We start from the raw sequence: 24,568 nt of genomic DNA on the forward strand, positions 1-24,568 counted from the left end.
CATGGCAACACCTCTCGTCGTTTCGGAAGTCGCCAAGAGCTTCACTATGCACCTGCGCGACGGCATCAAGCTGCCTGTTGTCTCCGATGTCTCCTTCTCGGTGGCTTCGGGCGAATGCGTCGTACTCGGCGGCCCCTCGGGCATCGGCAAAAGCTCGCTGCTCAAGATGATCTACGGCAATTATGCCGTCGATACGGGGCAGATCCTCATCAACCACAACGGCAAGGTCGTCGATCTTGCCGCAACGGACCCGCGCACCATTCTCGACGTGCGGCGCCACACACTCGGCTATGTCAGCCAGTTCCTGCGCACCGTGCCGCGTGTTGCGGCACTCGATGTGGTTGCCGAACCCTTGCTCGTTCGTGGAGAAAATGCTGCGAGCGCCAGGGAAAAGGCCGCAGCACTGCTCGAAAAGCTCAACCTGCCGGAAGCGCTCTGGCAGCTGCCGCCAGCCACCTTCTCCGGCGGCGAGCAGCAGCGCGTCAACATCGCCCGCGGCTTCATCACCGAGCATACGGTCCTGCTGCTCGACGAGCCGACCGCCTCGCTCGATGCGAAGAACCGCGCCGTCGTCGTCGGCATGATCGAGGAAAAGAAGAAGGCGGGCGTCGCGCTGCTCGGCATCTTCCACGACGAGGAAGTGCGTGAGGCGGCCGCCGACCGCATTCTCGACGTTCAGCAATTCTCCCCGCGAAAGGCGATCGCAGCATGAGCCGCAATCTCGGGCTCGAGCCCTATTTTCACGAGACCGCCTCCGTCTCCGACTCGAGCTTCGGCCGCTATACGGAAGTCTCCGAGCGCTGCCGCATCAGCGAAGCTGAGTTCGGCGACTATTCCTACATCATGCAGGACGGCTCCATCTGGTGCGCGACGATCGGCAAGTTCGTCAACATCGCCGCCGCTGTGCGCATTAATGCCACCAACCACCCGACCTGGCGTGCAACGCTGCATCACTTCACCTATCGCGCTGTCGACTATTGGCCGGATGCCGACATGGAGAGCGAATTCTTCGAGTGGCGCCGCTCGAACCGCGTGGTGATCGGCAATGATGTGTGGATCGGCCATGGTGCGACGATCCTGCCGGGAGTGACCGTCGGCAACGGAGCCGTCATCGGCGCCGGCGCAGTCGTTTCGAAGGACGTCGCTCCCTACACGATTGTCGGCGGCGTGCCGGCCAAGCTCATCCGCGAACGCTTTCCGAAAGAGATCGGCGAGCGCATGGACAGGCTTGCCTGGTGGAACTGGGACCATGCCCGCCTACGCGATGCACTGCCCGATTTTCGGGCTCTTGGCGCTGAAGACTTCCTCTCGCGCTACGGCGGTTGAGCTGAATATTGCGGGGCAGAGTTTTGTGACAGGACTTACACAAAACTGACACGCGAGGTTCATGAAGCGGGACTAATGCGATCCCAGAAGCAAGCCTGAAATGCGAAGGATGAGCATGATGTTCGAGCTGAAGAATGTCACACGCCGGTTCGGAAAGAAGCTCGCTGTCGATTCCGTAACGCTAGACATTCCGCAGGGCCAGATGGTCGGCATCATCGGCCGTTCGGGCGCCGGCAAGTCCACGCTCCTGCGCATGATCAACCGCCTGCAGGAACCTTCCTCCGGCACCATTCACTTCGGCGGTGTCGAGGTTTCCGGCCTTCGCGGCCAGGCGTTGCGCAACTGGCAGCGCGACTGCGCAATGATCTTCCAGCAGTTCAATCTCGTGCCGCGCCTCGACGTGCTAACCAACGTCATGCTTGGCCGCCTGAACCATCGCTCGACGATCCTTAGCCTGCTCAACGTCTTCACCCGCGCAGAGCGCATCCACGCGATTGCTGCACTGGAACGCCTCGGCATCGAGCAAACGGCGCTGCAGGCCGCCGGCACGCTTTCGGGCGGCCAGCAGCAGCGTGTGGCCATTGCCCGCGCGCTGATGCAGAACCCGAAGATGGTTCTGGCCGACGAGCCGATCGCCTCGCTGGACCCGCTGAACGCCAAGATCGTTATGGATGCTCTGCGCGACATCAACGAGCGCGAAGGCATCACGGTCATCACCAACCTGCATACGCTCGATACGGCCCGCAACTACTGTGAACGCATCGTCGGCATGGCGGGAGGCCGCGTCGTTTTCGACGGCAAGCCCTCCGAACTCACCACCGAGGCCGTGAAGGAAATCTACGGCACGGACAAGGACGGCGCGGGCATCGACGAGACGATGACCTCGACCGCAATCAATATCGCTCCGGAAGGAGCCGAAAACCAATCCGCTGGCATGCAACCGCTGGCGCTGGCTGGTCTGTGAGAGGGACGGCCGCGATCGAATGCCCGCGTCAAGGGCAGATTTCTTCGTAACAAAACGACCGGGTCCCCGGTCAATCAGGAGAGAACTCATGTTGAAGAAAGCACTTTTTGCGGCTACGGCGATGCTGTCGCTCGCAGCCGGCGCTGCCAATGCCGCTGACCTCAAGGAATTCCGCGTCGGCATCCTCGGCGGCGAAAACGAAACCGACCGCCTGCGCAACTACGCCTGCCTTGCAGATCACCTGAAGCAGGAATTCGGCTTCGAGAAGGTTTCGCTCTTCCCGGCCGCCGACTATGACGGCGTTATCCAGGGCCTCCTCGGCGGCACACTCGACTTCGCCGAACTCGGCGCTTCCGGCTACGCATCCGTTTACATCAAGGACCCGAAGGCTGTTACGCCGATCCTGACGACGCAGCAGAAGGACGGCTCTACGGGTTACTACTCGATCGGTCTCGCCCTGAAATCATCCGGCATCAAGACGATCAAGGACGCCAAAGGCAAGAAGCTCGGCTACGCCGATCCGGACTCCACCTCGGGCTATCTCGTTCCGCTGACGCAGATCCCGAAGGACACGGGCATGCCGAACGACAAGTTCTTCGCTTCCACCCAGTTCAACGGTGGTCATGAGAATAACCTGCTCGCTGCCTATGACGGCAAGGTCGACGTTGCCGTTGACGATAGCTCGGGCATCGGCGACTTCAAGGACGGCTACACCTCCGGTACCTTCCGCAAGGAAGTCGACAAGGGCGCCGTCGACCCGAACAAGCTCGTTGAAGTATGGCGTTCGCCGCTGATCCCGAACGGCCCGCTCGTCGTTCGCAACGCTCTCGGCGAAGAGTGGCAGAAGAAGCTCACCGCCTTCTTCACCGCCCTGCCGGAGAAGGACCACAAGTGCTTCGCTGCCGTCGAAGGCGGTGATTACAAGGGCTACGTCCCGGTCAAGCATGACTTCTACAACGCCGTTGTAGAGGTCCGCAAGGCTGCTATCGGCGGCTGATCGGATCTGTAAGTACGGGGCGGCCGACGACGGCCGCCCTTTTTCTTGTGAGCGGGCGCGACACCGATGACCATTGCCGATACCCAACCGCATATCCAGAATACGAGTGACATCGGCAAGGCCTGGGACCGTATGGTCGCCAAGCGCCGGTTCTATACGGTTCTCGGTCTGGTGATCCTGCTCATTGCCTTCGTCAGCTCCGTGCGCTTTGCCGACGAGAGCAATGCCGGTCATTTCTTCGAGCGTCTTCCGCACCTCTTCGACTTCCTGAGCTGGCTTATCCCGAAAGACTGGACCGATGTCTGGCGCGCGCTTTTCGATGTTGCGAGCCCGAACGACAAGGGTGGCGAAGAGTTCAATTTCGCCAATGGCCGCGTCTATGTCTGGGGCAGTTTCTATATCCCCGAATATTTCGAGCTGATGATCATCACGATCAATATCGCGCTCGTCTCGACCATCATCGCCTTCGTCTTTGCCGTTCCGCTCAGCTTCTTTGCGGCGCGCAATCTGACGAAGAACTGGCCGTTGCGCATCTTTACCAAGCGCATCATGGAATTCCTGCGCGCCTTTCCGGAAATCGTTATCGCCGGCCTGTTTTCGGCGATCCTATCGATCGGTCCGGTGGCGGCCATTATCGCGATCACGCTCCATACGATCGGCGCGCTCGGCAAGCTCTTCTACGAAGTCGCCGAAAACATCGACATGAAACCGGACGAAGGCATGCGGGCCGTCGGCGCCAACTGGCTGGAACGCGTGCGCTTCGCCGCTCTGCCGCAGGTCATGCCGAATTATGCGTCCTATGCGTTGCTGCGCCTCGAGATCAACGTGCGCGCATCGACCATCATCGGCGCGGTCGGCGGCGGCGGTATCGGTGAAGAGCTCAAGCTTTCCATTTCGCGCGGTTTCGGCGCGAAGACCGTGGCGCTGGTGCTGCTGCTCTTCGTGACGATTGTCGCTGTCGACCAGTTCTCTGCCTGGCTGCGCCGCCGACTCGTTGGCGAACACGCCTTCCTCCTGCAACATTGAGGCTGCCATGACGGTCATCGACGCAAACCGCATGCATGAGATCGAAACGCGCTATCCGGAGTATTTCCACCGGTCCTTCCGCCAGCGTTTCGGCGGTCTCCTCATTGTGCTCGCCACGATCCTCTACGGCATCTACGCCGTCTGGTTTTTCGACCTGCCGAAGCTTATCGCCGAAGCCCATTGGGAACGCTTCGGCATCTATATGAGCCAATGGATCAGCTATGACGTGCAGCCGGAATTCCGTATCCAGGACGATGGCACGATCCAGACGCGCTATCCGCGCTTCTCGCCGCTTGGCGACGATCCGCATCCGGATTGGCTGAAAACCAACACGGATGGCAGCATCACGGTCCTCGTCGGCGGCAGCGGCCGCACGGTGACCGTCAGCAAGAGCCAGACGACGATCGTTGCCCATGGCATGACGGTGCCGGTCGACGTCAGCAGCGGCGCGCCGAAGGTCGTCGGCCCGGTACCGAGCTGGATGACCGTCTATGACGACAACGTGCTCGCCAATCTTGGTTTTGCAGGGGATGTCAGCATTTCCGTCGATCGCGTGAAGGTGCGCAAGCGCTTCATCGGCTGGGCGAATTTCATCTTCGATACCCAGTCGCCCTTCTTCGACAAGCCGGCAAGCGAGGTCATCAGTCTCATCGTCTCCGGCCCGCGCATCCATCCTGACCAGTCGAACCTGTCGCTCGCTTTCGACAATATCTGGAACAACAGCGAATGGCAGCATGGCGATGTCTGGACCAAACTGTTCCAGACCATCGTGATGGCCTTCCTCGGCACGTTGCTCGGTTCGCTCGCGGCCTTCCCGCTCGCCTTCATGGCAGCGCGCAACATCACGCCAAACAGGTTCCAGAACCAGGCCCTGAAGCGCTTCTTTGATTTCCTGCGCTCGGTCGACATGCTGATCTGGGCGCTTTTCCTGACACGCGCCTTCGGTCCCGGCCCGCTCGCCGGTTCCGGCGCCATCTTCCTCACGGAGACCGGCACGCTCGGCAAACTCTATTCGGAAGGTCTCGAAAACATCGACAATCAACCGCGCGAAGGTGTGAAGTCGACGGGCGCATCGACCGTGCTGGTGCATCGCTACGGCATCATGCCGCAGATCGTCCCCGTTATCGTCAGCCAGACGCTCTATCAGTGGGAATCGAACGTACGCGGCGCGACGATCATCGGCGCCGTTGGCGCCGGTGGTATCGGCCTCAAGCTCTGGGAAGCCATGCGCACCAATTCCAACTGGGAAAATGTCGCATACATGGTCATCCTGATCCTGATTGTCGTCTTCCTGTTCGATACCGCATCGAACGCGCTGCGCCATCGCCTGATGGGCACCAAGGCCGGCCACTAAGCCGATCAAAATATGATGACGGCCCGGCCGTCATCATCATTCTGTCATGGAAATCTTTTAGCCGGAGCGTGCTTGCGGTTCGCCGCCAAATCACTGCACATTGCGCTCCCCATTCGGACGATCTCCAGGATAAACGCCTTGCGCTACGCTCTCTATTTTTCGCCGTCCAAGGATGATCCCTTGACGGATGCGGCCTCCGTCTGGCTCGGTCGCAATGCCTTTACCGGCGAGACCTATCCTGCGCCCGACCATGAGACGCTACCGGCGGCGGAACAATTCGAACTGACGGCCGACCCACGCCGCTACGGCTTCCATGCGACGATCAAGGCGCCCTTCGAGCTTGCCTCCTCCGTGACCGAAAGGGACCTGATGGCGGTTGTCGAAGATTTCGCCGCCAACACACCGGCCTTTGAAATTCCGGAGCTGGTGCTCGGTCAGCTCGGTCGCTTCTTCGCGCTTGTACCAGGTTCGCTGCACCAACCGCTTCAGGATTTCGCGGCAAAGGTGGTAAAGTCTTTCGAGCCATTCCGGGCGGCACTCTCCGATGCCGATATTATCAGGCGCAAACCGGAAAGGCTTTCCGAGAGCCAGCGCAATAATCTCATGCGCTGGGGCTATCCATATGTCATGGATGATTTCGGTTTCCATATGACGCTGACCGGCCAGGTGCCGGAAGAGCGTGCCGAGGTGATGAAAACAATCCTGACGGAGCGTTTCGCGGAATTCACAGGCAGGCCGCTTCATATTTCCGGTCTTGCCATCTTTAGCGAAGAGGCGCGCGGCGCGCCTTTCAAAGTCCACACATGGCTGCCTCTTGCTGGCGCCAAAAGCTGAAAGATTTCCTGACATGAGCAAAGAAACCGTTCTTTCAAATGCCCGTATCGTTCTCGAAGACGATATTCTTTCGGGCTCTATCCTGATCCGCGACGGCAAGATCACCGATATTTCGGAAGGCCGTTCGGTAGCCGGCGAGGATTTCGAGGGCGACTACATCATTCCCGGCCTCGTCGAGCTGCACACGGATCATCTGGAAGGCCACTATTCGCCGCGTCCGGGCATCCGCTGGAACAAGACGGCGGCGATCCAGGCCCATGACGCGCAGATCGTCACCTCAGGCATCACCACGGTCTTCGACTGCCTGCGCATGGGTGCTGACGAAGACGGCGGCTTCGAGCACGGCGAGATGCGCGAGATGGCCGACGCCATCCAGTCCGCTGAAAAGGAAGGGCGCCTGCGCGCCCAACATCTCCTCCATCTGCGTTGCGAAGTTTCGGCCGACAACGTGCTGCAGCACTTCGCCGATTTCGAGAACGATCCGTATGTGCGCCTCGTCTCGCTGATGGACCACGCGCCCGGTCAGCGCCAGTTCCAGACGATGGATCAGTACGTCTTTTACTATCAGAAGAAGCGCGGTCTTTCCGATGAGGAGTTTGCCCGCTTCTGCGCCAGACGCATCGCCGAGTCCGATCGCAACTCGACGCCAAATCGCGAAGCGATCTCCAAGGTCTGCGCCGAACGCGGCATCACCGTCGCAAGCCATGACGATGCCACATCTGCCCATGTCGATGAGGCGATCGAAAACGGCGTTCGCCTGGCCGAATTCCCGACCAGCATCGACGCAGCCCGGCTGTCGCACGAAAACGGCATGAGCGTGCTGATGGGTGCGCCGAACATCGTGCGCGGCAAGTCGCACTCCGGCAATATCGCCGCGCGTGATCTGGCGCAGCTCGGCGTTCTCGACGTGCTTTCGTCCGACTACGTGCCGCTCAGCCTGCTGCATGCGCCCTTCATTCTTGCCGACGAGGTTGAGGGCATTACTTTGTCGAAGGCGATTGCAATGGTGACGGCAACGCCGGCACGCACCGTCAGCCTCAACGATCGCGGCCGCATCGAAACCGGCCTGCGTGCCGATCTCGTCCGCGTTCACCGCTCGCACGGCGTGCCGGTGACGCGTTCCGTCTGGCGTGAAGGACGCCGTGTCGCATGATGATGTCACACGAACCCCATCCGGGCGCCGGCGCCGAACACGGCATCATGGTCGTCGTCGTCGGTCCGAGCGGGGCCGGCAAGGACACGCTGATGAACCTTGCCGCCCGGCATTTCGATCGCCGGGAGGATGTGCATTTTGCCCGCCGCGTCATCACGCGTGAAGGCGATGCCGGCGGGGAGGATCACCTCGCCGTTTCGGATGCGGGATTCGCATCGATGGAGCAGTCCGGTGCCTTTGCCGTGTGGTGGGAGGCGCATGGTCTCAAATACGCCATTCCGGCGGAGGTTTCCGTTGCGCTGTCCAGGGGCCACATTGTCGTCGCAAACGGTTCGCGTTCGGCGCTGCACCGTTTCCAGGCCGCCTTCCCGCGCCTGAAGGTCATCAATGTGACGGCCCGCCCGGAAGTGCTGGCAAGCCGCCTGGAAGCGCGCGGCCGCGAGACGCACGAGGATATCATGGCTCGCCTTGCACGCGGCCCGTTGACGGTGCGCGGCGATTACGATGTGGTGGAGCTCGATAACAGCGGCTCGCTGGAAGAGGCCGAGCGCAAGATGATCGACATCCTGGATGGTTTCCTGAAGGAAATCGTCTGAACGACAGGAAATGAGAATGGCCATTCGTGTCGTCGACTATGACCCGGAATGGCCGTCTCTCTTCCGCCGGATCGTGGGCGAGCTTGAGCCGTTTCTCGCAGATCTCAACCCCGTCTTTCATCATGTCGGCAGCACATCCGTCCCCGGACTGGCGGCCAAGCCGAAGATCGATTTGCACGCCGCCTTTGCGAATGCGGACGTGTTGCCCGCAGCGATCGAACGTGTGCAATCGCTAGACGCCTACACTTTCCATGGTGACAAGTACCGGCAGCAGACCTGGACCTTCACCAGCGGCAAGGGCTCGTACGGTGCGCGGCTCTATATATGCTCTACGGATAATGCCGTTTTGCGGGATCGGATCGCATTTCGCGACTATCTGCGCTCACATCCGGAAAGAGCAAACGCTTATGCCGCCCTCAAGCTGAAGCTTGTGGGCGAGGCTAACGACGACTGGGATTATTATACCGGCGGCAAGCGTGACTTCGTGCTCGAGACGCTGCGGCTGGCCTCCGAGGAAGGGTAACCAGCCGCGCTCCGATTATTCGTTGTCACCACGCCCTGAGACGATCTCGCGTTTGCCGACGTGGTTTGCCGGGCCGACCAGCCCTTCCTTCTCCATGCGCTCGACGAGCGAAGCGGCTCTGTTATAACCGATGCCGAGACGGCGCTGGATATAGGAGGTCGAGCACTTCTTGTCGCGCATGACGACCTTGACGGCCTGCTGGTAAAGCTCGTCGCCATCCTCAGCGCCCATGGCGCTCTTGTCGAAGACGGCGCCGTCCTCTTCATCCTCGCCTTCCTCTTCCTCGCCGGCCGTGACCGTATCGAGATATTCCGGCCGGCCCTGCGTCTTCAGGTGTGCGACGACCTTCTCGACTTCCGCGTCGGAAACGAAGGGACCATGGACACGGGAGATGCGGCCGCCGCCCTGCATATGCAGCATGTCGCCCATGCCGAGCAGCTGTTCAGCGCCCTGTTCGCCGAGGATCGTGCGGCTGTCGATCTTGGACGTGACCTGGAAAGAGATGCGCGTCGGGAAGTTCGCCTTGATCGTGCCGGTGATCACATCGACTGACGGGCGCTGGGTTGCCATGATGAGATGGATACCGGCCGCGCGCGCCATCTGTGCGAGACGCTGGATCGCCCCTTCGATCTCCTTGCCGGCGACCATCATCAGGTCGGCCATTTCATCGACGATGACGACGATATAGGGCATCGGCGCGAGATCCAGCTCCTGCTGCTCCTCGATCGGCGCACCGGTCTGCCGGTCGAAGCCGACCTGGACCATGATGTGGATGGTCTCGCCCTTTTCGCGGGCCAGGGAGACGCGGCCGTTATAGCCGTCGATATTGCGCACGCCAAGGCGCGACATCTTGCGATAGCGTTCCTCCATCTCGCGCACCGCCCATTTCAACGCCATGACGGCTTTCTTGGGGTCGGTGACGACTGGCGTCAGCAGATGCGGGATACCGTCATAGACGGAAAGTTCCAGCATCTTGGGATCGACCATGATGAGGCGGCACTGTTCCGGCGTCATGCGGTAGAGCAGCGACAGGATCATCGTGTTGATGGCGACAGACTTGCCCGAGCCGGTGGTACCGGCAACGAGCAGATGCGGCATCTTCGCGAGTTCGGCAATCACGGGTTCGCCACCGATCGTCTTGCCGAGGCCGAGCGCCAGTTTGTAACCGCTCTTATCGAAATCCTCGCTCTCGATCATCTCACGGAAATAGACGGTTTCGCGCGTCGCATTCGGCAGTTCGATGCCGATGACGTTGCGGCCGGGGACGACAGCCACGCGGGCCGACAGCGCCGACATGGAGCGGGCGATATCATCGGCAAGGCCGATGACGCGGGACGATTTTACGCCGGGCGCCGGCTCGAATTCATAGAGTGTGACGACCGGACCGGGGCGGACATGAATGATCTCGCCCTTGACGCCGAAATCCTCCAGCACGCTTTCCAGGAGCCCGGCATTCTGCTCCAGCGTTTCCTGTGACATGATCTCGCCAAGCCGCTCCGGCGGCTCCTGCAACAAAGCGCGCGGCGGGAATTCGTAGCCCGATGCATCGACCTTCTCGACGATCATGCGGGCGGAGCGAACGGGGGAGAGTGCAGGTGCGGTGATCTCGACACGCGATGCGGGCGGGGCTTCTGCCGGTGCCTGGTTCGACTGAACCACAGGCGCCTGAACCATTGGAGCCTTAACTGCCGGGGCCTGAACTGCTGGAGCCTGAACTATCGGAGCCTCGGCGACCGGAGCCTGAGCAACGCGAACTGCCGGAGGACGTGCGGGGCGGACTGGCGCTGACGTAATGGGCAGCGTCGCACGCGGCGCCACCGGCGCCGGATTATGCCGGCCCGGGCGCCATTCCATGATGCGGAAGCGCGAGGTGATCGATTCGGGTTCGGCTTGCTGCAATGCGATGACCGGGGTACGCGACGGCTCGGCGTCAGCCTCCTCAAAAGCCATGACCTCCCAGAAGGCAAAATCCGAGATCGAGCAAAGCTCAGATGCGGCGCGCAGCGTGGTTTCCACGGGTGCGGCTATAACCGGCTGCGGTTGCGCTTCCGTCTGCTGGATGATTTCCGGCTCGACCACTTCGGGAAGATAGATATCGAAGGGCACATTGACCGTGATCGGCACTCGCAGCGGCATCGGTTGCTGTGCGCCCGGGGATTGCGGTAGGGGCGCAGGTTGCGGCGCGGGAGGAGCAACGAGGACGATTTCCTCGCGAACAAGCTCTTCCGGGGCGCGGCGCTTGCTAATCAACGTTTCCGGCGTACGGGTGAAGCGGACGTTCGGCGCGAGCGAGAAATTGCTCTGCCAGAGCGGCGGCACCGGTTTTTCGCCTTCATATTCCACGGGTGCATTTTCCACGGGATGTTCAGCTTCCAGTCCGGAGGAGAAATCTCCGGCATCCGTCAAATTGGTTCTGGGAAAACGCATGCGACAGCTACTCACTCACGCTTGGTAATTTCTGACATCCTTCCGGATAGAAAATGAAGGTTAATAAGTTCCTTCCAGCCGTCTCGATGTAAGACGGCCAAGAAGATGAAACATCATCAATTTCAGAGGCTTGAGTCGAAGGGAAAAATCTTTGGGGTCATCTGACGAAGCGCCTTAATGCGCTTCGTCCCAATTGGTAGCCGCGCGTGCGTCGACTCGAAGCGGCACACGCATTTCAAGCGCCGGAGAGGTGGCGTTTTCCATGACCGAGACGATGATCGGCATCGCCTTTTCGACATCCTCGTCTTCGGCCTCGAAGATCAATTCGTCGTGCACCTGCAAGAGCATACGCACCCGATCGGCAAGACCGGCCTCGGCGAGGGCCGGCTCGATCTTGATCATGGCTCTGCGGATGACATCGGCGGCCGACCCCTGGATCGGCGCGTTGATGGCGGCGCGTTCATTGAAGGCGCGCACCGAAGGATTGGACGAGCGAATGTCAGGATAGTTGATTCGCCGGCCGAAGATCGTCTCGACATAGCCCTTGTCGCGAGCCATCTGCTTGCGGCTTTCCATGTAATCGCGGATGCCGGGGAAGCGCTCGAAATATTTCTTGATATAGTCGCCGGCTTCAGAACGCTCGATGGAAAGCTGGTTGGCCAGGCCGAAGGCGGAAATGCCGTAGATGATGCCGAAGTTGATGGCCTTGGCGCGGCGGCGCACCTCGCCCGGCATGCCTTCGACCGGCACACCGAACATTTCGGAGGCGGTCATCGCATGGATGTCGATGCCGTCTTCGAAAGCGCTAACGAGCTGCGGGATTTCGGCGACATGGGCGAGCACCCGCAGCTCGATCTGGCTGTAATCGGCCGAGATCAGTTTGTGACCCGGCGACGAAATGAAGGCGGTGCGGATCTTGCGGCCTTCGGCGGTGCGCACCGGAATGTTCTGAAGGTTCGGCTCCGAAGAGGAAAGACGGCCTGTCGTCGTCGATGCCAGCGAATAGGAGGTATGCACCCGCTTCGTTTCCGGGTGGATGTAACCCGGAAGCGCATCCGTATAGGTCGATTTCAGTTTTGTGAGCTGGCGCCAGTCTACGATCTTGCGGGGCAGTTCGAAGCCTGCTGCCGCCAGGTCTTCCAGCACGCTTGCCGAGGTCGACCACTGGCCGGTCTTGGTCTTGGTGCCGCCGGCAAGACCCATCTTGCCGAACAGGATGTCGCCGAGCTGCTTGGGGGAGCCGATATTGAACCTTTCGCCGGCGAGCTGATAGATTTCATCCTCGTACCTGGCCGCACCCTGAGCCAGTTCGCCAGAGAGGCGCGACAGAATCTGGCGGTCGACTGTGATGCCGCGCGCTTCCATCCGCGCCAAAACCGGCACGAGCGGACGTTCCAGGCGCTCATAGACGCGCGTCAGCTGAGTGGCGGCAAGGCGCGGCTTCAGCACCATCCAGAGGCGCAGCGTCACTTCGGCATCTTCGGCGGCATAGTGTGTCGCGCGCTCGATATCGACAAGGTCGAAGGTGACGTTCGACTTGCCGGAGCCGGCGACGTCCTTGTAGGCGATCGGCGTGTGGCCGAGGAACTTCTCCGATAGCGGGTCCATGCCATGCGCGCCGGTGCCCGCATCGAGCACGTAGGATATCAGCATCGTGTCGTCGAAACTCTTGGTTTCGATGCCGTAACGCTTCATCAGCAGGTAGTCATATTTCAGGTTCTGCGCCACCTTGAGGATCGATTCATCCTCCAGCAGCGCCTTCAGCCGCGACAGCGCATCGCCCATTGGGATTTGGTTGTCGGCAAGGCCGCCGCCGAGCAGGTCACCAACGCCCGTCTTGTGTCCAACAGGTATATAGGCGGCGCGGATGCGCGTGACGGTCGGGTCGGCGGCATTATCGGCAATCGCCAAGGAGAAACCGACGAGCTCGGCCTGCATCGCGTCGATCGAGGTCGTTTCCGTATCGAAGGCAACGAGGCCGGTATCACGCGCATCGGCGATCCATTGATCGAGGGTCGCAAGGTCGCGGATCGTCACATAAGAGGAATGATCGAACGGCAGGGTTGCGAATGCCTCGGCGCGCGCCTTAGCAAGATCGGCAGGCGCAAACGTGCCTTCGACCGCAGTCTTCGCTTTTGCGCGCGGCGGAATCGCGACGGCTTCGCCACCCACCTCGGGCACAGCACCCGCGACGGGCTCCGGCTCGGCCACATCAAGATCGGGGCCATGCGCATCCGCACCCCATTCGATCTTCACGAAGGCGGGCTCGATTTCGCTGGCATCGCAATTGCAGAATTCCGCGACACGGCGCGTCAGCGTCGTGAATTCCATGGTTTTCAGGAAGCCGATCAGCTTGGGGCCGTTCTGCGGCTCCAGCATGAGCGCGTCGAGGTCAAGTTCCAGCGGCACGTCGGTTCGCAAACGCACCAGCTCGCGGGACAGCTTCGCCTTATCGATGTTTTCGAGGATCGTCAGCCGGCGCTTTTCCTGCTTGATCTCATGGGCACGCTCGAGGAGCGTATCGAGGTCACCATATTCCGCAAGGAGCTGGGCAGCCGTCTTCGGACCGATGCCGGGAATGCCCGGCACATTATCGACGGAATCGCCGGTCATCGCCTGCAGGTCGATCATCTTTTCCGGCGGCACGCCCCATTTCTCGATGACGTCTGGGATGCCGATCTGCTTATCCTTCATGCTGTCGTACATGTGGACATTCGGCGTGACGAGCTGCATCAGATCCTTATCGGAGGAAACGATCGTCACATCGGCACCGACGGCTTCGGCCTGGCGGGCATAGGTGGCGATGATGTCGTCAGCCTCGAAACCTTCAGTCTCGATGCAGGGCAGATTAAAGGCGCGCGTCGCCTCGCGGATCAGTCCAAACTGCGGCACAAGCTCTTCCGGCGGCGCCGAACGGTTCGCCTTATAGGCGTCGTAGAGATCCTTGCGGAAGGTCTTCGACGAATAGTCGAAAATGACGGCGAGATGAGAAGGCGTGACACCCACATCGGTATTTCGCGCATCCCTCAACAGTTTCCACAGCATGTTGCAGAAACCCGAGACGGCGCCGACCGGCAGGCCGTCGGATTTGCGTGTCAGCGGGGGTAGTGCGTGAAAGGCCCGGAAGATGAAACCCGAACCGTCGACAAGGAAGAGGTGATCGCCTGTTTTCATGGCAGCATGGATAGCGCGGCGTTCAGACAAGGTCCATATAAACTTGGGTGCGCAAAAAGATTCCGCCTCACCAAACTGTTACCAATTTGTAATAGTCGGTTTTTTCTCTTTCCCTTGAAAAACCACATTCTCCATCACAAATCACGTCTACCGGCGTTTGATCGCGCCGCGGGTCTGATAGCCGGCTTGTCCCCCGCCGCGTCAGGCTTGGACAAAGGCCTCATCCCCCTCTCCGGGCCTTTGTCCCCATTTTAAAAGCCGCCATGGCCATCCTCCAGGCCGTGGCGGCTTTGTTTTTCAGCCAAGCGCCCCACCTCTCGAAAATTTAAGAGCTTGCCGCATATGTTTTGATGGATCGTATGCGATTTGTTGCATTGTCTACTGCACGATTTTCAGCCTAATTTACAATCATGGGATTTAATCGAATGGATTCCGGCGCCTACCTTGCCAGTCAGCTGGCCAAGGGCTTTGCCCGCTCGCTGCATCAGCGCGCGGCAGGGCTCGGTTTTTCTCCCGGCCAGTTCCCCATACTTCTGGAACTTTGGGCCGAAGACGGGCTCACCCAGAAGCAGCTTCTGGAGCGCGTCGATATCGAACAGGCGACGATGGCCAATACGCTCTCCCGCATGGTGCGCGACGGGCTGATCGAGCGGCGCCCGCACCCAACCGACAAACGCGCCCAACTGATCTTCCTCACCGGGAAAGCCAAGGCGATGGAGGCCGAGGCCATCGACACGGCGCGCGAGGCCGATCTTGCGCTATTCAAGGGCTTTCGGGTCTTCGAACGGGAGCTGATGCTTGAATATATCCGGCGCCTCATCAACAACGCCAAGGCGCTCTGAATCGCTCCGGGGCGCTTGAATCTTTCACCTGAACATATCCTTCCTCAGCGACAATCGCGGAGCTCGCAACAACAGTGGCGGCCTCCGATTCATTTTATCGTCAACGCGAGGACCGAAAATTTGACGCTCGAAACGGCAGCCGATTGGGTCTATCGTCCGGCCGAATTTCAGAAGGAGTCGGAAATGACCGAACTAAATCCCATCCTTGCGCGTGCCGACGGGAATCTCGATTCAAGCCTCGAAAAGCTGTTCGAACTCTTGCGCATCAAGTCGATCTCGACCGATCCGGCCTATAAGGCCGAATGCCGCAAGGCAGCCGAGTGGCTGGTCGCTTATCTCAAGTCGCTTGGCTTTGATGCCTCGGTTCGCGACACACCCGGCCACCCGATGGTGGTCGCCCATCACGAGGCCGCCTCGGCCGATGCGCCGCACGTCCTGTTCTACGGTCACTACGACGTGCAGCCGGTCGATCCGATTGAACTCTGGGAAAACGACCCTTTCGAGCCCGCCATCAAGGATTCTGGCAACGGCCGCAAGATCCTCACCGGCCGCGGCACTGCCGACGACAAGGGCCAGCTGATGACCTTCGTCGAAGCCTGCCGCGCCTATAAGGAGATCAACGGCGCGCTCCCCTGCCGCGTCACCATTCTTTTCGAGGGCGAAGAAGAGTCCGGCTCGCCGTCGCTGAAGCCGTTCCTCGAAGCCAATGCCGCCGAACTCAAGGCCGATTACGCCCTCGTCTGTGACACCAGCATGTGGGATCGCGATACGCCGGCAATCGCGGCCGCTCTTCGCGGCCTTGTCGGCGAAGAAATCGTGGTAACCGCCGCCGATCGCGACCTGCATTCCGGCCTGTTCGGCGGTGCCGCCGCGAACCCAATCCATATTCTCGTGGAGGCGCTTGCCGGCCTGCATGACGAGACCGGCCGCATTACGCTTAAAGGTTTCTACGACGGTGTGGAGGAAACGCCTGCCAATATCAAGGCATCGTGGGAAGCGCTCGGCAAATCTGCGGAAAACTTCCTCGGCGAAGTCGGCCTCTCCATTCCCTCAGGCGAAAAGGGCCGCTCGGTCCTGGAGCTTACCTGGGCGCGCCCGACGGCCGAGGTCAACGGCATCTGGGGCGGCTATACCGGTGAAGGCTTCAAGACGGTCATTGCCGCAAAGGCATCGGCGAAAGTTTCCTTCCGCCTCGTCGGCACGCAGGATCCGGCAGCGATCCGTGAGAGCTTCCGCAGCTACGTCCGCTCGAAGATCCCGGCCGACTGCTCGGTCGAGTTCCATCCGCATGGCGCCTCCCCGGCCATTCATCTTTCCTATGACTCGCCTGTTCTGACCAAGGCGCGCAATGCGCTTTCCGATGAATGGCCGAAGCCTGCCGTTGTCATCGGCATGGGCGGCTCGATTCCTATCGTCGGAGATTTTCAGAAGATGCTCGGCATGGAATCCCTGCTCGTCGGCTTCGGTCTTTCCGACGACCGTATCCATTCGCCGAACGAAAAGTACGAGCTCGCCTCCTACCACAAGGGTATCCGCTCCTGGGTGCGCATCCTTGCTGCACTGAAGGCTTGAAACAAAAAAAGCGTGCCCGCGCTCTCGCGCGGCACGCCATCCGAAATCTGCAAACAAAAAGGCCGGTTCGAACCGGCCTTCCGTTATCCGCCTCATCTCAGTGCCAGTACATCCGTGGTCAAAGGAGAAGCGGATAGTGCACAGCCAGAGTGATCCCGAAAGGTTTACTGCCGGTAAACGGCTAGTTGAACCAGATCGCGGAAACGATACGACAGATAATGCGCACAACATCTCCGGGCTGCGATTTCTGAAACCCTATATCGGAAGCCGCCTTTCACATTTCAAGGCTCCGTGAGAAACCTTGGTCACCGGCCCTATCGCCCCTAAAGAAAAGGACCCGACGTATCTCGTGATACGCCGGGCCTGATATCGATCGGCACGTGTTGAGGGGAGACGGCCGATCTGAGCGGGACGTGAGGGGTATGTCCCGCTTCCGATAAAACTGCTGCAGAGCCTATTGGTTCCCTCACCAGCCGGAAGATGTGTGACGCTGGGTCGCCGGCAGGTCACGCATCTCCGCATAAGGTCCAAGCAGTGACTGGCAGCCATGTGGAAAGTCGGGGCGGGCTGACGGAGAAAAGTGCAGGCAGGGAGAGGACTTGCCATATTGGCGTTGTTCTTAACAGCCCGTTAATTCGCCGCATTTACAGTTCAACCGAATAAAACCGTCGCCGGGGGCGCGGTCTTTGAGCAAGGGTTCAGCCGCTCCACGATGGTAGCCAGACGCAGATCAGACGACAGGATCGAACCGTCCTTCAACGGCCGCGGTGGTCGTGAGGAGGATGACGAATTCGCGCTCGACGCCGACGATCGCATCGATGGGCGACACGGCTCCAAACGCCCTTCGAGATCGTCCGCCTCCCGCCGGACACCGCCAAAGCGCCGTCCCGAGCCGCGCGAACGCGAAGGGGGCGGTCTGTTCGCGTTTCTGCGCAGGGTCGTCTACTGGTGCATCGTGCTTGGCATCTGGGCCGGCATCGGTGTTGCCGGGCTCGTGTTCTATTATGGTTCGCGCATGCCAAGCGCCAGCACGTGGGCAATCCCGGAGCGGCCGCCGAACGTCAAGATCACCGCCGTGGACGGCAGCGCGATCGCCAATCGTGGCGCGACCGGCGGAGAAGCGCTGTCGCTGGATAATATGTCGCCTTACATTCCGGAAGCGATCATCGCCATCGAAGACCGGCGCTTTTATTCGCATTTCGGCGTCGATCCGTTCGGCCTCGCGCGCGCTTTCGTCAATAATGCGACCGGCCAGCCGATCCAGGGTGGCTCGACGCTGACGCAGCAGCTCGCCAAGAACCTGTTCCTCTCGCCCGACCGCACGCTGGAGCGCAAGGTGCAGGAAGTGTTGCTCTCCTTCTGGCTGGAACAGAAATACACCAAGGACCAGATTCTTGCGATGTATTTGAACCGCGTCTATTTCGGCTCGAACGCCTACGGCGTGGAAGCGGCGGCACGGCGCTATTTCAACAAGTCGGCGCGTGACGTGAACCTCGGCGAAGCAGCATTGCTTGCAGGCCTCGTGAAAGCTCCGTCCCGCCTTTCGCCGGCCCGTGATCCGGATGCCGCAAATGCCCGCGCGCAGGTCGTGCTGCAGGCGATGCGCGACCAGGGCTATATCAGCGCCGACGAGATCAAGACGGCGATGTCGCAGACGCCGGCTTCCGCCCGCAGCTACTGGTCGGGCGCCGGACAATATGTCGCCGATATGGTGATGGACGAGCTGCAGGGTCTGGTCGGCGAGGTGAAGGAAGACGTCATCGTCGATACGACCATCGACAAGAACCTCGAAAAGAAGGCCGAGCAGTCTCTCGTCGATGTGCTCGACAAGGAAGGCGGCAAGTTCGATGCGTCGCAGGCCGCCCTCGTCTCGATTGACGGTACTGGCGCGATCCGTGCGCTTGTCGGCGGCAGGGATTATGCGTCGAGCCAGTTCAACCGCGCCGTCAAGGCAAAGCGCCAGCCGGGCTCCTCCTTTAAGCCATTCGTTTATGCTGCCGCGCTCGAAAAAGGCCTGACACCAGATTCCGTCTTTAACGACGCTCCGATCCGTATCGGCAACTGGACGCCGGAGAATTACGAGAAGAAATACAATGGCGAAGTGACGCTCCGCACCGCGCTCGCCAAGTCGCTCAATACGGTGGCCGCCCAGCTCGTGATGTATGACGGGCCGGATCAGGTGATCAAGCTCGCCCACCGCCTTGGCATCGAATCCGAATTGCAGCCCAATGCCTCGATCGCGCTCGGCACCTCGGAAGTCTCCCTCATGGAGCTGACGGCCTCCTATGCCGCCTTCATGAACGGTGGCTATAAGGCGACCCCACATGTTATCCGCCGGGTGACCACCACCGACGGCAAGGTGCTTTACGAGAATACCTACGACAATCCGCCGCGCGTGCTGTCCGAGCAGATCGTCGCCGAGATGAACATGATGATGATGGGCGTCATCAACGGCGGCACGGGCTCGAGCGCCAAGCTTACCGGCTGGCAGGCAGCGGGCAAGACCGGTACCACACAGAATTCGCGCGATGCGCTGTTTGTCGGCTTCACCAGCAACCTGACGACCGGCGTGTGGTTCGGCAATGACGACGGTACGCCGATGAAAAAGGTGACCGGCGGCGGCCTTCCGGCCAAGGCCTGGAAGGAATTCATGGTCGCCGCGCATAAGGGGCTTTCGCCGGCACCGCTTTTCGGCATGGGCCAGACACTCCCCGACCCTGGCTCCGATCCCGCCAGCGGCCAGCCGATGGCGCAGGCGCAGCCGGCACCCGAGCAGCCCTCTACCGTTGGAAGCATCATTTCCGGTGTCTTCGGTGGCAATACCGACCTGAACCGCTATCCGCCGGCGCCCGGACAGCCGCAGGCGGCGATGCCGGTGAATGGCGGACCTGTGCCGCCCGCCGATGTTGCCGGCGGTTATGACGACATGGTGCCGCCCGGCGATGTCGGCGGACCGCAGGCAACATCAGGGGCGCAGCAACGTCGCACGACCCTGCTCGATCTCATCATGGGGCAATAGGGGACAGTAGACATATTGAGACGGGATAAGAACCCATGCGGGAGCACATCCCATGCAAGGCCTGGTATGCAAAATCTGCGCAGTTTGAAGGTGCAAAGCAGCCCCTTTTCCGCCTACTGTAAAAATTGAATGCAACACATTCGTTTTGCTGGATTCCAAGCCATTTCTCGCCTTGCAGTCCAGAAAACCGCTCCTTATATACGCCGCATCACCGCAATCACGATTGCGTAATCTTAGTAGACCCATCCCGTAAGGGGCTGTCAGGGAAATGCCTTACCGGGGTTCCGACAGCTTGCTTCAAGGAGAGAATGACATGGCAAAAGTAATTGGTATCGACCTTGGAACGACAAATTCCTGCGTCGCAGTCATGGACGGCAAGGACGCAAAGGTCATCGAGAATGCGGAAGGCGCCCGCACGACCCCTTCCATGGTGGCATTTTCCGATGACGGCGAACGCCTCGTCGGTCAGCCTGCCAAGCGCCAGGCGGTCACCAACCCCACGAACACGCTCTTCGCCGTAAAGCGCCTCATCGGCCGCCGCTACGAAGATCCGACCGTCGAGAAGGACAAGCACCTCGTTCCGTTCTCTATCGTCAAGGGCGACAATGGCGACGCCTGGGTCGAAGCCAACGGCAAAGGCTACTCGCCCGCACAGATTTCCGCAATGATCCTTCAGAAGATGAAGGAAACCGCCGAATCCTATCTCGGTGAAAAGGTCGAAAAGGCCGTCATCACTGTTCCCGCTTACTTCAACGACGCACAGCGCCAGGCAACCAAGGATGCCGGCAAGATCGCTGGTCTTGAAGTGCTCCGCATCATCAACGAGCCGACCGCTGCCGCTCTCGCCTATGGCCTCGACAAGAAGGATGGCAAGACGATCGCTGTCTACGACCTTGGCGGCGGCACCTTCGACATTTCGATCCTCGAGATCGGCGACGGCGTCTTCGAAGTGAAGTCCACCAACGGCGATACGTTCCTCGGCGGTGAAGACTTCGACATGCGCCTCGTCGAATATCTCGTTGCCGAGTTCAAGAAGGACAACGGCATCGACCTGAAGAACGACAAGCTCGCCCTGCAGCGCCTCAAGGAAGCTGCCGAAAAGGCAAAGATCGAGCTGTCCTCTTCGCAGCAGACCGAAATCAACCTGCCGTTCATCACGGCTGACGCCTCCGGCCCGAAGCACCTGACGCTGAAGCTGACCCGCGCCAAGCTCGAAAGCCTGGTCGACGATCTCGTTCAGCGCACGATCGCTCCGTGCAAGGCCGCCCTCAAGGATGCCGGCGTCACCGCTGCCGAAATCGACGAAGTCGTTCTCGTCGGTGGTATGAGCCGCATGCCGAAGGTCCAGGAAGTCGTCAAGCAGCTGTTCGGCAAGGAACCGCACAAGGGTGTCAACCCGGATGAAGTCGTGGCTCTCGGCGCTGCCATCCAGGCCGGCGTTCTCCAGGGCGACGTCAAGGACGTTCTGCTTCTCGACGTAACCCCGCTGTCTCTCGGTATCGAAACGCTCGGTGGCGTCTTCACCCGTCTGATCGAACGCAACACGACGATCCCGACGAAGAAGAGCCAGACCTTCTCGACCGCCGACGACAACCAGCAGGCCGTCACCATCCGCGTCTCGCAGGGCGAGCGTGAAATGGCTGCCGACAACAAGCTGCTCGGCCAGTTCGACCTCGTCGGCCTGCCACCGGCACCGCGCGGCGTTCCGCAGATCGAAGTCACCTTCGACATCGACGCGAACGGCATCGTGCAGGTTTCGGCCAAGGACAAGGGCACCGGCAAGGAACAGCAGATCCGCATCCAGGCCTCCGGCGGTCTTTCCGACGCCGACATTGAAAAGATGGTCAAGGATGCCGAATCGCATGCTGCCGAAGACAAGAAGCGCCGCGAAGGTGTGGAAGCCAAGAACCAGGCCGAAAGCCTGATCCACTCCACGGAAAAGTCGCTCAAGGATTACGGTGACAAGGTTTCCGAAGCCGACCGCACCGCAATTTCCGATGCGATTGCCGCTCTGAAGTCCGCGACCGAAGCAACTGAAGCCGACGCCGAAGACATCAAGGCCAAGACCCAGACCCTCATGGAGGTTTCCATGAAGCTCGGCCAGGCGATCTATGAGGCCCAGCAGGCCGAAGGCGGTGCAGCCGAGGCTTCGGCTGAGGATGACAATGTCGTCGATGCCGACTACGAAGAAGTCAAGGACGACGACCGCAAGAAATCCGCATAATCAGCGGGCTGTCGGTCAACGCTAGACGATAGACATCCGGCTGCTCACCATGGCAGCCGGAAATCCATTTCCGGGGCTTAAATTGGCAAAAGCGGACTTTTACGAAACTCTGGGTGTAGCCAAGACGGCGGATGAGAAAGAGCTGAAAAGCGCCTTCCGCAAGCTGGCAATGAAATACCATCCGGACAAGAACCCGGATGACAAAGACGCCGAACGCAAATTCAAGGAAATCAATGAAGCCTACGAAACGCTGAAGGACCCGCAGAAGCGCGCGGCCTACGACCGTTACGGCCATGCGGCTTTCGAACATGGCGGTATGGGTGGTCCCGGCGGCTTCGGCGGCGGCGGTTTTGCCGGCGGCGGCTTCTCCGATATCTTCGAGGATATTTTCGGCGAGATGATGGGCGGCGGCCGCGGACGGCAGCGCTCTTCGGGCGGCCGCGAACGCGGCGCCGACCTTCGCTACAACATGGAAATCTCGCTGGAAGAGGCCTTTTCCGGGAAAACGGCGCAGATCCGCGTGCCGACCTCGATTACCTGCGACGTCTGTTCCGGCTCCGGCGCTAAGCCGGGCACGCAGCCGAAGACCTGCGGCACCTGCCAGGGCTCGGGCCGCGTGCGCGCAGCGCAAGGTTTCTTCTCGATTGAACGCACCTGCCCGACCTGCCACGGCCGCGGCCAGATCATTCCCGATCCGTGTCCGAAGTGTCACGGCCAGGGCCGTGTGACCGAAGAGCGTTCGCTCTCCGTCAACATCCCTGCCGGTATCGAGGATGGTACCCGTATTCGCCTGCAGGGCGAAGGCGAAGCCGGCACGCGCGGCGGCCCGGCGGGCGACCTCTATATCTTCCTGTCGGTGAAGCCGCATGAGTTCTATCAGCGCGACGGAGCCGACCTCTATTGCGCCGTGCCGATCTCCATGACGACGGCAGCGCTCGGGGGCACCTTCGATGTCGCGACACTCGACGGCACCAAGTCGCGTGTCACCGTTCCCGAGGGCACGCAGGCCGGCAAGCAATTCCGTCTGAAGGGCAAGGGCATGCCGGTACTGCGCTCCAGCCAGACGGGCGATCTCTATATCCAGATCCAGATCGAGACGCCGCAGAAGCTTTCTAAGCGCCAGCGCGAGCTTCTACAGGAATTCGAGCAGCTCTCCTCCAAGGAGAACAATCCGGAATCGACGGGCTTCTTTGCCCGGATGAAGGAATTCTTCGAGGGCTGAGTTCGATATCCGTCAAGCTTACAAAAGCCGGAGGTGCCGCCTCCGGCTTTTTTCATGCATGTTTCAATTCGGGACAGCTGTCTCGGGTCGGGACGTAGATCGAAACGCAGATGTCTTATGTTAACGCACAGATCCGATGACGCTTGCAAGTTCCTGAAATCCATACTGTCTTTGGCCCGCAGTCCGGGACAACAGAGGGTATCTCCATGTCGGCAACGAGTTTTTCAAATAGTCTGTCCGAAGATGTCGATGCACTGGCAGGTGCGCTCTATTCATGGTGTGCCGAACACAACATCAAGCTTCGCAGCCAGCAGGGTCTTTCGATCGCCAGCATCGCGATCGACCTCTACCACGCCGGCCATCAGACGCAGGACGCCCTGCTCGTCGCTTTGCACGAGCGCGAGCTTCACTGAAATCCCGTCGATTTCAAAGATAAGTGCGACGCATCAAGCGGCGTTTTCGGTTGCCTGACCGCACATGAGGTTGAGGATTGTCTTGACCGCCTGCTTGCCCGCAATCGAGCTCAACCTGTCAAAGCTGACCGCCAGTTCATAGGCCTCGGGGCTCAGCTCGACGCGGTTGGTAAACTGGGAAATTCCCGTACCCTCAAATAGCTCGGAAATATCGACCCCCAAGAAGACTGCTATCTGATGCAGCTTGCTGGCAGAGACGCGGTTCGTGCCCTTCTCGTATTTTTGGATCTGCTGGAATGTAAGGCCAAGCGCTTCGCCGAGCTCCAGCTGAGAAACACGTCGGCGGGCGCGAAGCTGTCTCACGTTGCGGCCGACAATGATATCAATCGGATCTGGCACTGCTGCACTCTCTCCCGGTAAACCCTTATTTACCATATAGCGTCAGCTGAATATCTCAATCCACAAGTTGCAAATTTCAACCGACTTTTTTTGGGTATTACGTCGCCTCAATAACTGTTCGCTTAGCGGATCTACAACTTCTAATTATTGCTTGAGGACTTGTCGGCGATATTGCGAAAAGTTGAACAGCCTGTAGTTGATTTCGCTCCATATGACGATAGTTACCAGCGCCGGAACCCCTATCACCAGTCAGACAAGAGGCTTCGAGTCCTGCATGACATCCGCATTCTCCGGAAAATCTGGTGACGACAGTATCGTCATCGATATGCGCCGCCAGAAATTGACGATGATGATCGATTCATTGAAATCCCTGCGCGGCTCGATCGAAGACCGGCCGGACCTCCGCTATTGGATAGAAAAGGCCATTGCGGAGGCCGAGGCACAGCTCGAGCCGCCCACCCCTCGCAGGCATTGACAGCCGAAACGGCTCTCAGTCTTGATAT

20 protein-coding genes are annotated in these 24,568 nt (G+C 60.1%); 17 read left to right on the top strand and 3 right to left on the bottom strand.

Annotation, left to right across the window (positions count from 1 at the left end; genetic code table 11):
• The first annotated feature begins 1 nt into the window (after window position 1).
• From phnL to FHT92_RS07975, 10 genes are all read left to right on the top strand, one after another.
• Complete coding sequence (phnL, locus tag FHT92_RS07930; RefSeq protein WP_183823651.1) at window positions 2-712, top strand: phosphonate C-P lyase system protein PhnL; 711 nt, start codon at window positions 2-4, stop codon at window positions 710-712.
• Window positions 709-1,326, top strand: a complete 618-nt coding sequence (locus FHT92_RS07935) for a DapH/DapD/GlmU-related protein (RefSeq protein WP_183823653.1) — start codon at window positions 709-711, stop codon at window positions 1,324-1,326. Before phnL ends, FHT92_RS07935 begins: the two co-directional genes overlap by 4 nt.
• Window positions 1,327-1,444: 118 nt before the next feature.
• On the top strand, window positions 1,445-2,290 hold the full coding sequence (phnC, locus tag FHT92_RS07940) for a phosphonate ABC transporter ATP-binding protein (RefSeq protein ID WP_183823655.1): 846 nt from the start codon (window positions 1,445-1,447) through the stop codon (window positions 2,288-2,290).
• Window positions 2,291-2,378: 88 nt separating this feature from the next.
• Window positions 2,379-3,287: a phosphonate ABC transporter substrate-binding protein gene (gene phnD / locus FHT92_RS07945; protein ID WP_183823657.1), complete on the top strand. Its 909-nt coding sequence runs from the start codon at window positions 2,379-2,381 to the stop codon at window positions 3,285-3,287.
• Window positions 3,288-3,353: 66 nt separating this feature from the next.
• Entirely contained in the window at window positions 3,354-4,313 is a 960-nt protein-coding gene (gene phnE / locus FHT92_RS07950; RefSeq protein WP_183745618.1) for a phosphonate ABC transporter, permease protein PhnE, read from the top strand.
• Between the two features lie 7 nt (window positions 4,314-4,320).
• Entirely contained in the window at window positions 4,321-5,667 is a 1,347-nt protein-coding gene (gene phnE / locus FHT92_RS07955) for a phosphonate ABC transporter, permease protein PhnE (protein WP_183823659.1), read from the top strand.
• A gap of 138 nt (window positions 5,668-5,805) precedes the next feature.
• On the top strand, window positions 5,806-6,501 hold the full coding sequence (locus tag FHT92_RS07960) for a DUF1045 domain-containing protein (RefSeq protein ID WP_183823661.1): 696 nt from the start codon (window positions 5,806-5,808) through the stop codon (window positions 6,499-6,501).
• A gap of 13 nt (window positions 6,502-6,514) precedes the next feature.
• Window positions 6,515-7,654 (top strand): alpha-D-ribose 1-methylphosphonate 5-triphosphate diphosphatase, encoded by a 1,140-nt coding sequence (locus FHT92_RS07965; RefSeq protein ID WP_183823663.1) that lies wholly within the window; start codon window positions 6,515-6,517, stop codon window positions 7,652-7,654.
• Window positions 7,654-8,250: a phosphonate metabolism protein/1,5-bisphosphokinase (PRPP-forming) PhnN gene (phnN, locus tag FHT92_RS07970; protein ID WP_183746480.1), complete on the top strand. Its 597-nt coding sequence runs from the start codon at window positions 7,654-7,656 to the stop codon at window positions 8,248-8,250. The genes FHT92_RS07965 and phnN overlap by 1 nt, the downstream gene beginning before the upstream one ends.
• 16 nt (window positions 8,251-8,266) lie before the next feature.
• On the top strand, window positions 8,267-8,773 hold the full coding sequence (locus FHT92_RS07975) for a GrpB family protein (protein WP_409527137.1): 507 nt from the start codon (window positions 8,267-8,269) through the stop codon (window positions 8,771-8,773).
• Between the two features lie 15 nt (window positions 8,774-8,788).
• Here the strand turns inward: FHT92_RS07975 and FHT92_RS07980 are convergent, their stop codons facing one another.
• Together FHT92_RS07980 and polA are read right to left on the bottom strand one after the other, a co-directional pair.
• Window positions 8,789-11,200 carry a DNA translocase FtsK gene (locus FHT92_RS07980; RefSeq protein WP_183823667.1) on the bottom strand — a complete coding sequence of 804 codons (2,412 nt, stop codon included), beginning with the start codon at window positions 11,198-11,200 and terminating at the stop codon, window positions 8,789-8,791.
• 174 nt (window positions 11,201-11,374) lie between these two features.
• Window positions 11,375-14,374 carry a DNA polymerase I gene (gene polA, locus FHT92_RS07985; RefSeq protein WP_183823669.1) on the bottom strand — a complete coding sequence of 1,000 codons (3,000 nt, stop codon included), beginning with the start codon at window positions 14,372-14,374 and terminating at the stop codon, window positions 11,375-11,377.
• Window positions 14,375-14,799: 425 nt separating this feature from the next.
• Here polA and FHT92_RS07990 point away from each other — a divergent pair, with 425 nt between their 5' ends.
• The 6 genes from FHT92_RS07990 (at window position 14,800) to FHT92_RS08015 (ending at window position 23,666) form a co-directional block, all read left to right on the top strand.
• Window positions 14,800-15,216: a MarR family winged helix-turn-helix transcriptional regulator gene (locus tag FHT92_RS07990; RefSeq protein WP_183745599.1), complete on the top strand. Its 417-nt coding sequence runs from the start codon at window positions 14,800-14,802 to the stop codon at window positions 15,214-15,216.
• Window positions 15,217-15,399: 183 nt separating this feature from the next.
• Window positions 15,400-16,788, top strand: coding sequence for a dipeptidase (locus FHT92_RS07995; RefSeq protein WP_183745596.1), 1,389 nt, complete (start codon window positions 15,400-15,402; stop codon window positions 16,786-16,788).
• A 712-nt stretch (window positions 16,789-17,500) separates the two neighbouring features.
• Entirely contained in the window at window positions 17,501-19,807 is a 2,307-nt protein-coding gene (locus FHT92_RS08000; protein WP_183823671.1) for a transglycosylase domain-containing protein, read from the top strand.
• Between the two features lie 313 nt (window positions 19,808-20,120).
• A complete protein-coding gene (gene dnaK / locus FHT92_RS08005) occupies window positions 20,121-22,031 on the top strand; it encodes a molecular chaperone DnaK (RefSeq protein WP_183745590.1) in 1,911 nt (636 codons plus the stop codon).
• An 82-nt stretch (window positions 22,032-22,113) separates the two neighbouring features.
• Window positions 22,114-23,253 (top strand): molecular chaperone DnaJ, encoded by a 1,140-nt coding sequence (dnaJ, locus tag FHT92_RS08010; RefSeq protein WP_183745587.1) that lies wholly within the window; start codon window positions 22,114-22,116, stop codon window positions 23,251-23,253.
• A 206-nt stretch (window positions 23,254-23,459) separates the two neighbouring features.
• Complete coding sequence (locus tag FHT92_RS08015) at window positions 23,460-23,666, top strand: hypothetical protein (RefSeq protein WP_183745584.1); 207 nt, start codon at window positions 23,460-23,462, stop codon at window positions 23,664-23,666.
• A gap of 33 nt (window positions 23,667-23,699) precedes the next feature.
• Here the strand turns inward: FHT92_RS08015 and FHT92_RS08020 are convergent, their stop codons facing one another.
• Entirely contained in the window at window positions 23,700-24,065 is a 366-nt protein-coding gene (locus tag FHT92_RS08020) for a helix-turn-helix domain-containing protein (RefSeq protein WP_183823673.1), read from the bottom strand.
• A gap of 274 nt (window positions 24,066-24,339) precedes the next feature.
• Here FHT92_RS08020 and FHT92_RS08025 point away from each other — a divergent pair, with 274 nt between their 5' ends.
• A complete protein-coding gene (locus tag FHT92_RS08025; RefSeq protein WP_183823675.1) occupies window positions 24,340-24,540 on the top strand; it encodes a hypothetical protein in 201 nt (66 codons plus the stop codon).
• The last annotated feature ends 28 nt before the right edge of the window (window positions 24,541-24,568 follow it).

Source organism: Rhizobium sp. BK377 (assembly GCF_014193935.1).
Taxonomy (GTDB): domain Bacteria; phylum Pseudomonadota; class Alphaproteobacteria; order Rhizobiales; family Rhizobiaceae; genus Rhizobium.

What these genes read in the sequence shown, in the direction of transcription:
- phnL (WP_183823651.1), top strand. Translation starts at nt 2, where the DNA reads ATGGCAACACCTCTCGTCGTTTCGGAAGTCGCCAAGAGCTTCACTATG.
- FHT92_RS07935 (WP_183823653.1), top strand. Translation starts at nt 709, where the DNA reads ATGAGCCGCAATCTCGGGCTCGAGCCCTATTTTCACGAGACCGCCTCC.
- phnC (WP_183823655.1), top strand. Translation starts at nt 1,445, where the DNA reads ATGTTCGAGCTGAAGAATGTCACACGCCGGTTCGGAAAGAAGCTCGCT.
- phnD (WP_183823657.1), top strand. Translation starts at nt 2,379, where the DNA reads ATGTTGAAGAAAGCACTTTTTGCGGCTACGGCGATGCTGTCGCTCGCA.
- phnE (WP_183745618.1), top strand. Translation starts at nt 3,354, where the DNA reads ATGACCATTGCCGATACCCAACCGCATATCCAGAATACGAGTGACATC.
- phnE (WP_183823659.1), top strand. Translation starts at nt 4,321, where the DNA reads ATGACGGTCATCGACGCAAACCGCATGCATGAGATCGAAACGCGCTAT.
- FHT92_RS07965 (WP_183823663.1), top strand. Translation starts at nt 6,515, where the DNA reads ATGAGCAAAGAAACCGTTCTTTCAAATGCCCGTATCGTTCTCGAAGAC.
- phnN (WP_183746480.1), top strand. Translation starts at nt 7,654, where the DNA reads ATGATGTCACACGAACCCCATCCGGGCGCCGGCGCCGAACACGGCATC.
- FHT92_RS07975 (WP_409527137.1), top strand. Translation starts at nt 8,267, where the DNA reads ATGGCCATTCGTGTCGTCGACTATGACCCGGAATGGCCGTCTCTCTTC.
- FHT92_RS07980 (WP_183823667.1), bottom strand. Translation starts at nt 11,200, where the DNA reads ATGCGTTTTCCCAGAACCAATTTGACGGATGCCGGAGATTTCTCCTCC.
- polA (WP_183823669.1), bottom strand. Translation starts at nt 14,374, where the DNA reads ATGAAAACAGGCGATCACCTCTTCCTTGTCGACGGTTCGGGTTTCATC.
- FHT92_RS07990 (WP_183745599.1), top strand. Translation starts at nt 14,800, where the DNA reads ATGGATTCCGGCGCCTACCTTGCCAGTCAGCTGGCCAAGGGCTTTGCC.
- FHT92_RS07995 (WP_183745596.1), top strand. Translation starts at nt 15,400, where the DNA reads ATGACCGAACTAAATCCCATCCTTGCGCGTGCCGACGGGAATCTCGAT.
- FHT92_RS08000 (WP_183823671.1), top strand. Translation starts at nt 17,501, where the DNA reads ATGGTAGCCAGACGCAGATCAGACGACAGGATCGAACCGTCCTTCAAC.
- dnaK (WP_183745590.1), top strand. Translation starts at nt 20,121, where the DNA reads ATGGCAAAAGTAATTGGTATCGACCTTGGAACGACAAATTCCTGCGTC.
- FHT92_RS08015 (WP_183745584.1), top strand. Translation starts at nt 23,460, where the DNA reads ATGTCGGCAACGAGTTTTTCAAATAGTCTGTCCGAAGATGTCGATGCA.
- FHT92_RS08025 (WP_183823675.1), top strand. Translation starts at nt 24,340, where the DNA reads ATGACATCCGCATTCTCCGGAAAATCTGGTGACGACAGTATCGTCATC.